The sequence below is a fragment of the Microbacterium sp. Marseille-Q6965 genome, assembly GCF_946151065.1.
GTDB lineage: Bacteria > Actinomycetota > Actinomycetes > Actinomycetales > Microbacteriaceae > Microbacterium.
The window spans coordinates 528,025-540,668 of record NZ_CAMGZA010000002.1; the positions used below are offsets into that span (position 1 = coordinate 528,025).

Sequence of the window (12,644 nt, forward strand, 5' to 3'; positions counted from 1 at the left end):
AGGAGGCCCATGTTCTCGAAAGTCCTCGTCGCGAATCGCGGAGAGATCGCCATCCGTGCCTTCCGCGCGGCCTACGAGCTGGGGGCGCGTACCGTCGCCGTCTTCCCGTTCGAGGACCGCGGATCGCTGCACCGGCAGAAGGCCGACGAGTCGTACGAGATCGGCGAGCCGGGCCGCCCGGTGCGCGCGTATCTCGACGTGGACGAGATCATTCGGGTGGCGCTGCACGCCGGCGCCGACGCCATCTATCCGGGCTACGGGTTCCTGTCGGAGAACCCCGAGCTCGCGGCGCGCGCCGCCGAGAACGGCATCACCTTCATCGGTCCCTCGGCGAAGGTGCTCGAGATGGCGGGCAACAAGGTCACCGCCAAGGAGCACGCGATCGCGGCCGGCGTGCCCGTGCTGCGCTCCACCGACGCGTCTGATGACGTCGACGCGCTCCTCGCCCAGGCCGAGTCGATCGGGTTCCCGATCTTCGTCAAGGCGGTGGCCGGCGGTGGCGGCCGCGGCATGCGTCGCGTCGAGATGCCGGGCGAGCTGCGCGGCGCGCTCGAGGAGGCCATGCGGGAGGCGGGTGCGGCGTTCGGCGACGCGCGCGTGTTCCTCGAGCAGGCGGTCGTGCGGCCACGTCACATCGAGGTGCAGGTGCTGGCCGACCGCACGGGCGCGACGGTTCACCTGTTCGAGCGCGACTGCTCGGTGCAGCGACGTCACCAGAAGGTCATCGAGATCGCCCCGGCGCCGAACCTGGACGACGGGATCCGGGCGGACCTGCACCGGTACGCGGTCGCGTTTGCCGAGTCGATCGGCTACGAGAACGCCGGAACGGTCGAGTTCCTCCTCGAAACGGCGGGGGAGCGCGCGGGCGAGGTCGTCTTCATCGAGATGAACCCGCGGATCCAGGTGGAGCACACGGTCACCGAGGAGGTGACGGATGTCGACCTCGTGCAATCGCAGATGCGGATCGCGGCGGGCGAGACCCTCGCCGACCTGGGGCTGACGCAGGACAGCATCACGCTGCGCGGCGCCGCGCTGCAGTGCCGCATCACCACGGAGGACCCCGCGCAGGGCTTCCGTCCGGACACGGGGCGCATCACGACCTATCGGTCGCCGGGCGGCGCGGGCATCCGCCTCGACGGCGGCACGACGGCGGCGGGCTCGCAGATCAGCGGTCACTTCGACTCCATGCTCGCCAAGCTCACCTGCCGTGGCCGCGACTTCCCGGCGGCGGTCGCGCGTGCCCGCCGGGCGCTGGCCGAGTTCCGCATCCGCGGCGTCGCCACGAACATCCCGTTCCTGCGGGCCGTGCTCGACGACGACGGCTTCGTCTCGGGCGACCTCAGCACCTCGTTCATCGACGAGCGCCCCCAGCTGCTGACATCCAACCCCTCGCGCGACCGGGCCACGAAGCTGCTGAACTGGCTGGCCGACGTCACGGTGAACCGTCCCTACGGACCCAAGCCCAAGATGATGTCGCCCGGCAGCAAGCTGCCCGATATCGACCTCTCGGCTCCTGCGCCGGCCGGCAACCTGCAGCGGCTGCGCGAGCTCGGTCCGGAGGGCTTCGCCCGGGCGCTGCGCGAGCAGAAGGCGCTGGCCGTCACCGAGACGACGTTCCGCGACGCCCACCAGTCGCTGCTGGCCACGCGCGTGCGCACCCGCGACCTCGTGCGCCTGGGGCCGCACGTGGCCCGCATGACGCCGCAGCTGCTGAGCGTCGAGGCGTGGGGCGGTGCGACCTACGACGTCGCGTTGCGCTTCCTGGCGGAGGACCCCTGGGAGCGCCTGGCGGCGCTGCGCGAGGCGATGCCCAACATTCCGATCCAGATGCTGCTGCGCGGGCGCAACACCGTGGGCTACACGCCGTATCCCACCGAGGTCACCGACGCGTTCGTGCGCGAGGCCGCCGAGACCGGTGTGGACATCTTCCGGATCTTCGACGCCCTCAACGACGTGTCGCAGATGCAGCCGGCCATCCAGGCCGTGCGCGAGACCGGGACCGCGGTGGCCGAGGTCGCGCTCTGCTACACCGGTGACCTGCTGAACCCCGCCGAGGATCTGTACACCCTGGACTACTACCTGCGCCTCGCGGAGCAGATCGTCGCCAGCGGTGCGCACGTGCTCGCGATCAAGGACATGGCGGGGCTGCTGCGCCCCGCCGCGGCCGCCACGCTCGTCGGTGCGCTCCGCGAGCGCTTCGACCTGCCCGTGCACGTGCACACGCACGACACGGCGGGCGGGCAGCTCGCCACCTTGCTCGCCGCGAGCGCCGCGGGCGCCGATGCGGTGGACGCGGCGGCCGCGCCCATGTCGGGCACGACGAGTCAGCCGTCGCTCTCGGCCCTCGTCGCCGCCCTGGCCCACACCGAGCGCGACACCGGGCTGGATCTGCAGGCGGTCTGCGACCTCGAGCCGTACTGGGAGGCGGTGCGCCAGCTCTACCGGCCGTTCGAGTCGGGGCTGCCCAGCCCCACCGGCCGTGTGTACAAGCACGAGATCCCCGGCGGCCAGCTCTCCAACCTCCGCCAGCAGGCGATCGCGCTGGGCCTGGCCGACCAGTTCGAACGGATCGAGGACATGTACGCGGCCGCCAACCGCATCCTCGGGCGCATCCCCAAGGTCACGCCCTCGTCGAAGGTCGTGGGCGACCTCGCGCTCGCGCTCGTGGCGGCCGACGCCGACCCCGACGACTTCGAGCAGAACCCGCACAGCTACGACATCCCCGACTCCGTCGTCGGCTTCATGGCGGGGGAGCTCGGCGACCTGCCCGGCGGCTGGCCCGAGCCGTTCCGCTCCAAGGTGCTCGCGGGGCGCGAGGCCACCGTGCGGACCGTGGAGCTGACCGACGAGCAGCGCGAGGGACTCGCCGGTGACGCCGCGACGCGCAAGCGCACGCTGAACCGGTTGCTCTTCCCCGGCCCCGCCGCCGAGTTCGAGCGCAACCGCGAGCAGTACGGCGACCTGTCGGCGCTCGGCACGCCGGACTACCTCTACGGCCTCACCCCGGGCGAGGAGCACATGGCCGAGATCGACCCTGGCGTGCAGCTGTACGTGGGACTCGAGGCCATCGGTGAGGCAGACGACAAGGGCATGCGCACCGTCATGACCACACTCAACGGCCAGCTGCGTCCCGTCTACGTGCGCGATCGCAGCATCGCCGTGGAGAGCCGTCAGGCCGAGAAGGCGGATCCCTCGCAGACCGGTCATGTCGCGGCCCCGTTCGCGGGCGTGGTGACGCTCAAGGTGGCCGAGGGCGACCAGGTGAGCGCCGGCCAACCGGTCGCGTCGATCGAGGCGATGAAGATGGAGGCGGCGATCACCGCACCCGTCACCGGTCGCGTGGAGCGGCTGGCGGTGACGGGAACTCGGCAGGTGGAGGCGGGTGACCTTTTGGTCGTCGTCGTGCCCGCCGAGTAGTTTCTATCTGTGACGCCTGACAAGAACGACCCCCTCGACGAGCCCGAGGATCACGGGATCCTCGAGGATGCGGTGGCCGACACTTCGGTGATCGGCGTGCCCGGTACGCGCACTTCGCAGCTGCGCGTGCCGCTGCCGCGCGGCTACGAGGACCTGGACGACGACGCCGACGTGGTCGACGACAGCGCCGACGCCCTTGAGCGCGGCACCATCGTGCTGGAGCTTCCGGGTGCCGCGGAGGACGAGGAGGCATCGGACGGCGACGCCGACCCGATCGACGAGATCCCCGAGGCCGACGAGATCGACGACGAGCCGGCCGAGACGGGAGAGATCGACGAGGACGTCGTCGCGGCGGCGCGTGCGCGCATCGGCGAGGCCCTGCTCGCCGCCCGCGCGGCGATCGCCGCGGACCTGCCCGCCGAGGAGGCGTCCACCGAACCACACCCCGATCCCGTGACGGCGGCGGGGCTCGGGGCAGGCGACACCGCCCGGCCCGCCAGGCCGGCGGCACCCGAGCCCGCGCCCGCCGTCGCGGCGACGACGGCGGCGGCGATGCCGGAGCCCGGCGATGCGGTCGTGGCGGCCGCCCCCGCGAACCACCCCGGCGCCGACGCGGCGGGCGAGACCCAGAAGGACGAACCCGACGTGACCGATCACCCCACGAACGACGGCGCCGCGCGGGATGCCGCCCCGTCGACCGAGACGGCCGTGGCCCGCACGCCCCGCTTCGTCGCGCGCCCCGTCGAGTCCAAGCGCGTGAACGTCACGGGCGCCGAGAGCGCGGACCAGCTCACGAGCGACCGGCTGGTGGAGCCCGGCCGCCACGCCAAGGTCGAGCCCGAGGGCGCCGCCTGGCGTTCTCTCGTGTTCCGCGCCACGCGTGGCGTCGTCAACCCGGGCGACAGCCGTCGCGTGCGGGAGCGCAAGCAGCTGACCGCCCAGATCTCCGCGCCGCTGCACGGCGGCGCGCGCTTCGTGCCCGTCGTCAGCCGGAAGGGCGGTGTCGGCAAGACGACCGTCACGACGCTGCTGGGCATGGCGTTGGCCGACGCGCGGGACGACCGCATCATCGCCGTCGACGCGAACCCCGACCGCGGCACGCTCGCCGAGCGCGTCGCGGGGCGATCGGGACGCACCGTGCGCGACGTCGTGCGCGACCACGCGCGCATCTCCGGGTACGCCGACATCTCCGACCTCGTCTCGCGCGACGAGACGCGCCTGGACGTGCTCGCCTCCGACACCGATCCGCACGTCGCTCAGGCGTTCGACGACAGCGACTACCGCACCGTCGCGAAGGTCGCCGCCCACTACTACTCGATCGTGCTCAGCGACACGGGTACGGGCATCGTGCACTCCGTCATGGAGGGCACCCTCGACCTCGCGGACGAGCTCGTCGTCGTGGCCGGCCTGAGCGTGGACGAAGCGCGACTGGCATCCGAGACCCTCACCTGGCTCGAGGCACACGGCCGCGGCGACCTCGTCGAGCGGGCGATCGTCGTGCTGAACCAGTCGTCGCCGGGCGCACCGCTGGTGCGCCTCGAGGAGCTGGAAGCGCACTTCTCCAGCCGCGTGCGCGCCGTCGTGCGCCTGCCGTACGACCCCGCCATCGCCACCGGCGGCGCGATCGCCTGGTCCGAGCTGCGGCGCGAGACGCGCGAGGGCGCGCGCGAGCTCGCCGCCCGTGTCGTGGAGGGGCTGCGTGGGTCCGCGCGTCCCGCGGCCGCCGCGAAGGGGGTCGGCCGGTGACCGTGCGCCAGATCCGCCTGTACGGCGACCCGGTGCTGCGCACCCCGTGCGCGCCGATCGAGACGATCGACGAGGGCGTCAGGGCGCTCGTGGAGGATCTCCTCGACACCGTGAAGCTGCCCGGCCGCGCCGGCGTCGCGGCCCCGCAGATCGGCGTGGGCGTGCGCGCCTTCAGCTACAACGTGGACGAACGCGTGGGGTACGTGCTCAACCCGCGCATCGTCGAGGTGCGCGGCGAGGCCGTGCCGACGGGGGAGGGCTGCCTGTCGGTGCCCGACCTGTGGCACGACGCGCTGCGTCACCCTTACGCCCGCGTGGAGGGCATCGACCTGGACGGGCAGAAGGTGGTGCTGGAGGGCGAGGGACTGTTCGCCCAGATGCTGCAGCACGAGACCGACCACCTCGACGGCGTCGTGTACCTGCAGCGTCTGCCCAAGGAGGAGCGCGCCGTCGCGATGCGCCGGGTGCGCGAGAGCGCCTGGTTCTGACGCGAAAACGGCCCGGCCCCTCGGGGCCGGGCCGTTTCCGGTCCGCGCGTCAGCCCAGCACGACGTTGGTCGTCGTCTCGCCCGTCGTGGCGTAGAGGTCCTCGATCTCGGCGGAGAAGTCGCGCAGGATCTCGGCGCGCTTGATCGACAGCTTCGGCGTGAGGTGGCCGGTCGCCTCCGTCCACTCCGTGCCGAGGATCGTGAACTTGCGGATCGATTCCGCCCGCGAGACGAGCGCGTTCGCGTGATCGATCTGCCGCTGCACCTCGGCCCGCACGACGGGGCTCTTGGCGGCCTGCTCGAGCGTGAGGTCGGGCGACTCGCCGTGGGTCTTCAGCCACGCGGGCAGCATCTCGGGGTCGAGGGTGATCAGCGCCGAGATGAACGGGCGCTGGTCGCCCACGACGACGACCTGGCCGACGATCGGGTTGGCGCGGATCGGGTCCTCGAGCACGGCGGGGGCGACGTTCTTGCCACCGGCCGTGACGATGATCTCCTTCTTGCGGCCCGTGATCGTGAGGCAGCCGTCCTCGTCCAGCGAGCCGATGTCGCCCGTGCGGAACCATCCGTCGTCGAAGGCCGCGGCCGTCGCCTCCGGGTTCTTCCAGTACTCCTTGAACACGTTGATGCCCCGCACCTGCACCTCGCCGTCGTCGGCGATGCGGATGTCGACGCCCGGCAGCGCCGGTCCCACCGTGCCGACCTTGATGCGCTCCGGCACGTTGACGCTGGCCGGCGCCGTCGTCTCGGTGAGGCCGTAGCCCTCGAGGATCTTCACGCCCAGTCCGCGGAAGAAGTAGCCCAGGCGCGGTCCGAGCGGCGCCGAACCCGAGACGGCGTACTCGACGTTGCCGCCCATGAGCGCGCGCAGCTTCGAGTAGACGAGCTTGTCGAACAGCGCGAACTTCAGGCGGAGCGCCAGCCCGACCTTCTCGCCCTCCTGCAGGCGGCGGGAGTGCTCGATGGCCGTCGCGGCGGCCGCGCGGAAGATCCGGCCCTTGCCCTCGGCCTCGGTCTTGGCCTCGGCCGAGTTGTAGACCTTCTCGAACACGCGCGGCACCGCCAGCAGGAGCGTCGGCTTGAACGACCCGAGCGTCTTGACGAGGTTCTTCGTGTTCGGCTCGTGGCCGGTGCGTACGCCGGCGTGGATGTAGAGCACCGACATGAAGCGCGCGAACACGTGCGCCGTGGTGATGAACAGCACCGTCGAGGCGTTCGCGAGCGGCTTCTCGAGTGCCTTGGCGGAGTTGCGCGCCAGCTCGACGAAGTTGCTGTGCGTCAGCACGCATCCCTTGGGGCGCCCCGTGGAGCCGGAGGTGTAGATGATCGTGGCGAGGTCCGCCCCGCGAGCGAGTCGGCGTCGCCGCTCGATCTCGTCATCCGGCACGTCGCGACCCTCGGCGGTGAGCGTGGCGATGGCCCCCTCGTCGAGACGCCACACGCGACCGACGAGCGGCAGCTCATCCTTGACCTCCTCGAAGCGGGCGACGTGCTCGCCGTGCTCGGCGATGAGCGCGACGGCCCCGGAGTCGGAGAGGATCCACTGCACCTGGGCGGCGGAGCTCGTCTCGTACACGGGGACCATGACGGCGCCGGCATAGAACAGCGCGAAGTCCACGAGGGTCCACTCGTAGGTGGTGCGCGCGATGAAGCCGATCTTGTCGCCCGGCTCGACGCCGGCGGCAACGAAGCCCTTGGCGAGGCCGATCACCTGCTCCTCGAACTGGCGGGCGGTGATGTCCCGCCAGCCTTCGCCCTCGGGCACGCTGAACAGGGCGAGATCGGGGGTGGCCTTCGCGCGGATCGCCAGCAGGTCTGCGATGTTCGCCTCGGGGTCGGCGGGGACGATCGCGGGGATGGAAGTCACGTTCACGGCAGCTCCTTCGATACCGCTCGGATGGGTCTTTCCACTCTATGGGCTGAGCGTGCGATACGACGCACGGAACCGAGGGATTAGGCTCGATGGCGCCCGGGACGACGACGGAAGGCAGGAGCGCGCGGTGATCTACTGGTTCCTCAAGTACCTCGTCATCGGGCCGATCGTGAAGGCGGTCTTCCGCCCGTGGATCGTCGGCAAGGAGAACATCCCCGCCGAGGGCGCCGCGATCCTCGCGAGCAACCACCTGTCGGTGATGGACTCGATCTTCCTCCCCCTGCTCATCGACCGTCCCATGTCGTTCCTCGCCAAGTCCGAGTACTTCACGGGTCGCGGGCTCAAGGGGTGGGCGACCAAGTGGTTCATGAAGGGCACCGGGCAGATCCCGATCGACCGCTCGGGCGGTCAGGCCTCGGAGGCCGCCCTCAACACCGGGCTCGGCGTCATCGCGCGCGGAGGGCTGCTGGGCCTGTATCCGGAGGGGACCCGCAGCCCCGACGGCGTGCTCTACCGCGGCCGCACGGGTGTGGCGCGCATGGCCCTCGAGGCCAAGGTGCCCGTGATCCCGGTCATCATGGTCGACACCGAGAAGATGCTGCCGATCGGCTCCACCCTGCCGCGCGTGGTGCGCGTGGGCGTCGTGATCGGGGAGCCGCTGGACTTCTCTCGCTACGCCGGGATGGAGAACGACCGCTTCGTGCTGCGCTCGGTCACCGACGAGATCATGGTCGCCCTCCAGCGCCTGGGCCAGCAGCGTTACCGTGACGAGTACGCGTCCTCGGCGAAGGAGCGGATCGCGAGGGAGCGCCGCGAGCGCTCCGCCGTCGCGTCCTGATCCCGCCCGCGTCCGGGACGGTTCCGCGCGCGCATTAGGATCGAATCATGTCCGATCCGCACCACCTCGATGCCTGGCGTTCGCTTCCGATCAAGCAGCAGCCGGCGTATCCGGACCGCGCGGCGGTCGCCGAGGTGACGGCCGAGCTGGCGGCGCTCCCGCCGCTCGTTTTCGCGGGTGAGGTGGACAGCCTCAAGGCCAGCCTGGCGGAGGCAGCTGCCGGCCGCGCGTTCCTGCTGCAGGGCGGCGACTGCGCCGAGACGTTCGCCGGCGCCACGGCCGACAAGATCCGCAACCGCGTCAAGACGGTGCTGCAGATGGCCGTCGTGCTCACGTACGGCGCCTCCATGCCCGTCGTGAAGATGGGCAGGATGGCGGGCCAGTTCGCCAAGCCCCGCTCCAGCGACACCGAGACGCGCGGCGACATCACGCTCCCGGCGTTCCGTGGCGAGATCGTCAACGGCTACGACTTCACGGCGGCGTCGCGCGAGGCCGACCCGCGGCGGCTGCTGCAGGCGTACCACACGTCCGCCTCGACCCTGAATCTCATCCGCGCGTTCACGAAGGGCGGCTTCGCCGACCTGCGCGAGGTGCACTCGTGGAACCGGGGTTTCGCGCAGAACCCCGCGAATCAGCGCTACGAGCGTCTGGCGACCGAGATCGACCGTGCCATCAAGTTCATGGCGGCCGCCGGCGCCGACTTCGATGCGCTCAAGACGGTCGACTTCTACACGGGCCACGAGGGCCTGCTCATGGACTACGAGCGCCCCCTGACCCGCATCGACTCCCGCACGAGCACGCCGTACAACACGTCCGCGCACTTCCTGTGGATCGGGGAGCGCACGCGTGAACTCGACGGCGCGCACGTGGATTACTTCTCGCGCATCCGCAACCCCATCGGGGTGAAGCTGGGGCCGTCGACCACGCCGGAGACCGCGCTCGCGCTGATCGACAAGCTCGACCCCGAGCGCGAGCCGGGCCGCCTGACGTTCATCACGCGCATGGGCGCCGGGAAGATCCGCGACGCGCTGCCCCCGCTGCTCGAGGCCGTGAAGAACTCCGGTGCGCAGCCGCTGTGGGTGACCGATCCGATGCACGGAAACGGCATCACGACGGCCACCGGCTACAAGACCCGCCGTTTCGACGACGTGGTCGACGAGGTGCGCGGCTTCTTCGAGGCCCACCGCGCCGTCGGCACGTTCCCGGGCGGCCTGCACGTCGAGCTCACGGGCGACGACGTCACGGAGTGCCTGGGCGGGTCCGAGCACATCGACGAGGAGACCCTCGCCACGCGCTACGAGTCGCTGTGCGACCCGCGTCTGAACCACATGCAGTCGCTCGAGCTGGCCTTCCTCGTGGCCGAGGAGCTCGAGCGCCTCTGATCCCCGGTCGTCGCCCTGCGCCCGTGGTGGGGCGACGACTCAGATCGGCGAGCTCGTCTCGATGAGGATCTGGACCGTCGTGCCGCGCTGACGCCGATCCCCGGCCGAGGGATCGGTGCCGGTGACGTTGGTCCACGCGTCCGGGAACGTGTTCCACAGGGGGTTGTAGCTCACCTCGAAGCCGTGGTCGCGCAGGGTGCTCGCGGCCTCGTCGCGGGTCATGCCCTCGACGTCCGGCACCTCGAACAGCTCGGGGCCGAGCGACTCGATGAGGGTGACGGTCTCGTCACGCGCCCAGACACCGTCCTTCGGGACGATGCCGATGACGCGCCCGGCCTCGACGTCGTTGCTGTGCTGCTGCTGCCGCTCGCCGGCCACCTGCAGGCCCGCGTCCGTGAGCGTCCCGGTTGCCGCGTCGACGGTGAGGCCCGCCACGTCGGGCACCGGGCCGAGCGAGACGGACAGGATGGCGCCGTCGCCCTCGTGGGCCGCGCAGCCGTCGATGCAGTCGACGATCTCCTCGGAGCCGCGGGGCTGGATCCGCACGTTCGTGACCATGCCGGGCGCGGGGTCGAGGAAGTACTCGCGCACCTCGACGACCGGGACCCCGATCGCCTCGAGCTGCGCGGTCGCGTCGGCCTGCGGCGTGTCGGTGAGCTTCGGGACGGCGACCTCGGCCGGGCCCACCGAGACGTCGAGCGTGACGACCGTCTCCTGGTCCACGCGCGCGCCCGCGCCCGGGTCGGACGCCATCACCTCTCCCGGCGCCACATCCACGCTGTTGACGTCGCGCCGCTCGGCGACGAGGTTGTGCTCCTCCAGGAGCCCCGCGGCCTCGTCATAGGTCAGCCCCTGCACGCGCGGGATCGCCACCTGGGAGCCGGGGCCCGACCCCCACCACCAGCCGACGCCTCCGGCCACCGCGGCCAGCAGCAGCACCAGCGCGAGCAGCACGCCGCCCCGGCGGCTGCGCCGGGCGCTCACGCGCCGCAGGCGGGCCGAGTTGTCGTCGGCGGCGGCCACCGGGCCCGTGCCGGCAGGGACGTCGTCGGTGAGGGCCGTCGTCGCGGCGAAGGGCAACACCTTGGTCGCCTCGGCCTCCGAGCGATCGACCTCGGGCAGGGCACGCGTGCGTGAGGCGAGCGGCGCGATCCCGAGCTCGCGCTCGATCTCGCGCAGCCGCTCGAGCATCTCTTGTGCGTCGGCGGGTCGCTCGTCCGGCGACTTCTCGGTGGCCCAGAGCACCAGCTCGTCGAGCTGTTCGGGCACGCCGGGGTTCTTCACGCTCGGGCGCGGCACCGAGTCGGTGGCGTGCTGGTACGCGATCTGCATCGGCTGCTCGCCCTTGTACGGCTGCTCGCCGGCGAGCATCTCGTAGAGCATGATGCCCAGGGAGTAGATATCGCTGCGGGCGTCGGCCGTGCCGCGCGTGACGAGCTCGGGAGCGAGGTACGCGATCGTGCCGAGCAGCTGGGCGCCCGTGGCGGTGTTGGCGCTGGTGGCGCGCGCGAGACCGAAGTCTCCGATCTTGATGCGGCCGTCCTCGGCCAGCAGCACGTTCTCCGGCTTCACGTCGCGGTGGATCAGCCCGGCGCGGTGCGCGGCGGCGAGTCCGGAGAGCACGGCGTCCATGACGGTGATCGTCTGCGTCACGGTGAGGCGCTTCTGCTCCTTGAGCAGCTCGCGCAGCGTGATGCCCGGCAGGTACTCCATGACGAGGTAGGCGAGCTCGCCGTCCTGGCCCTGGTCGAACACGTTCACGACATGGGGGTCGGCCAGGCGCGCCGCCGAGCGTGCCTCCTGGATGAAGCGGCTCTGGAAGACGCTGTCGTCGCTGAGATGCGCGTGCATCACCTTGAGGGCCACGCGACGCTCGAGGCGCAGGTCGGTGGCGACGTAGACCGTCGCCATACCGCCGCGGGCGATCCGCGCCCGGACGCGGTATCGACCGTCGACAAGCCGCCCGATGAGGGGGTCGACCTGCTGGCTCGTGCTCACGGGAGAAGTCTACGGAAGGGGGCCTGGCAACCCGTCCAGCGGCGCACCCGGTCCGCCCACGGCATCGTTGCTCAGCCCAGCGACGCGAGCCAGGTGTAGGACTGCTGCTCCCACTGGCCGTAACGCTCGGGGAACGCGGAGACCTGCACGGCCTGAGCCGCGTCGCCGAACGACATGGCCTCCCAGCCGGGGATGTCGTAGAGCCCGCGCGGGACGCCACCGTTCGGGGCGCCGCGGCCGCCGAAGAAGGCCCTCGTCGCGCGCACGGGGTCCAGCACCTGCTCGGGCGTGCCCCAGCCCTGGCTCGGCCGCTGCTGGAACAGGCCGAGCGAATCGCGGTCGCCGTGGTCGACGTTGCGCAGGCCCGACTCGACCATCGCGGTGGCCAGCGCGGTCGCGATCGCGCGGTCCGACGCGCCCATCTCGCGACCGACGCGGATGATGAGGCGCGCGTACTCGGTCTGCTCCGCATCGAGCGTCGCCGATCGCTGGGCCTGGGCCGCCACGGGCTGCGGCATGCTCAGCCGCAGCTTCTGGCCCGGGTAGATGATCGCGCCGTCCGACAGTCCGTTCGCGCGCAGCAGGGTGGACACGTCGATGCCGTGCTGCTGCGCGATGGCCCACAGCGTCTGACCGGCCTCCACGACGTGCACCTCGGGCGCGACGGAAGCGGGCGCGACGGCGGTGGCGGCCGACGCGGCGGCCGGGGCGGGCGGAAAGGAGTCCGCGGGGGACCGCCGGCGCCCGCGGGGCCGCCGCCGGGGAGCACGAAGAGGGTGTCGAAGTGCTGGAAGTTCCAGATGAACTCCAGCAGGATCACCAGTCCGGCCACCCCACGGATGTGCGGCCACGTCACCGTGAAGAAGCGGCGGATGGCACCGGCGCCGTCGATCGCCGCCGCC

At 71.5% G+C, this 12,644-nt stretch carries 8 protein-coding genes; 5 read left to right on the forward strand and 3 right to left on the reverse strand.

Annotated features, from left to right (window positions below; genetic code table 11):
- Nucleotides 1–9: 9 nt before the first annotated feature.
- From N8N77_RS09005 to def, 3 genes are read left to right on the forward strand one after another with little or no spacing between them, the layout of a single operon-like run.
- Nucleotides 10–3,417, forward strand: coding sequence for a pyruvate carboxylase (locus N8N77_RS09005; protein ID WP_261166371.1), 3,408 nt, complete (start codon nt 10–12; stop codon nt 3,415–3,417).
- 9 nt (nt 3,418–3,426) lie between these two features.
- Nucleotides 3,427–5,163, forward strand: coding sequence for a MinD/ParA family protein (locus tag N8N77_RS09010; protein WP_261166372.1), 1,737 nt, complete (start codon nt 3,427–3,429; stop codon nt 5,161–5,163).
- Nucleotides 5,160–5,651, forward strand: coding sequence for a peptide deformylase (def, locus tag N8N77_RS09015; RefSeq protein WP_261166373.1), 492 nt, complete (start codon nt 5,160–5,162; stop codon nt 5,649–5,651). The genes N8N77_RS09010 and def overlap by 4 nt, the downstream gene beginning before the upstream one ends.
- 49 nt (nt 5,652–5,700) lie before the next feature.
- Here def and N8N77_RS09020 read toward each other — a convergent pair whose 3' ends face one another.
- On the reverse strand, nt 5,701–7,524 hold the full coding sequence (locus N8N77_RS09020; RefSeq protein ID WP_261166375.1) for a long-chain fatty acid--CoA ligase: 1,824 nt from the start codon (nt 7,522–7,524) through the stop codon (nt 5,701–5,703).
- 127 nt (nt 7,525–7,651) lie between these two features.
- Here N8N77_RS09020 and N8N77_RS09025 point away from each other — a divergent pair, with 127 nt between their 5' ends.
- Both N8N77_RS09025 and N8N77_RS09030 read left to right on the forward strand, forming a co-directional pair.
- Nucleotides 7,652–8,362 carry a 1-acyl-sn-glycerol-3-phosphate acyltransferase gene (locus tag N8N77_RS09025; protein ID WP_261166376.1) on the forward strand — a complete coding sequence of 237 codons (711 nt, stop codon included), beginning with the start codon at nt 7,652–7,654 and terminating at the stop codon, nt 8,360–8,362.
- A gap of 47 nt (nt 8,363–8,409) precedes the next feature.
- Nucleotides 8,410–9,744 carry a class II 3-deoxy-7-phosphoheptulonate synthase gene (locus N8N77_RS09030; RefSeq protein WP_261166377.1) on the forward strand — a complete coding sequence of 445 codons (1,335 nt, stop codon included), beginning with the start codon at nt 8,410–8,412 and terminating at the stop codon, nt 9,742–9,744.
- A 39-nt stretch (nt 9,745–9,783) separates the two neighbouring features.
- Here N8N77_RS09030 and pknB read toward each other — a convergent pair whose 3' ends face one another.
- Nucleotides 9,784–11,742 (reverse strand): Stk1 family PASTA domain-containing Ser/Thr kinase, encoded by a 1,959-nt coding sequence (pknB, locus tag N8N77_RS09035; protein ID WP_261166378.1) that lies wholly within the window; start codon nt 11,740–11,742, stop codon nt 9,784–9,786.
- A 71-nt stretch (nt 11,743–11,813) separates the two neighbouring features.
- Nucleotides 11,814–12,386 carry a LysM domain-containing protein gene (locus tag N8N77_RS09040; protein ID WP_261166380.1) on the reverse strand — a complete coding sequence of 191 codons (573 nt, stop codon included), beginning with the start codon at nt 12,384–12,386 and terminating at the stop codon, nt 11,814–11,816.
- Between the last annotated feature and the right edge of the window lie 258 nt (nt 12,387–12,644).

Bases quoted from the DNA above. Each gene is read 5' to 3' on its own strand.
- N8N77_RS09005 (WP_261166371.1), top strand. From the start codon at position 10: ATGTTCTCGAAAGTCCTCGTCGCGAATCGCGGAGAGATCGCCATCCGT.
- N8N77_RS09030 (WP_261166377.1), top strand. From the start codon at position 8,410: ATGTCCGATCCGCACCACCTCGATGCCTGGCGTTCGCTTCCGATCAAG.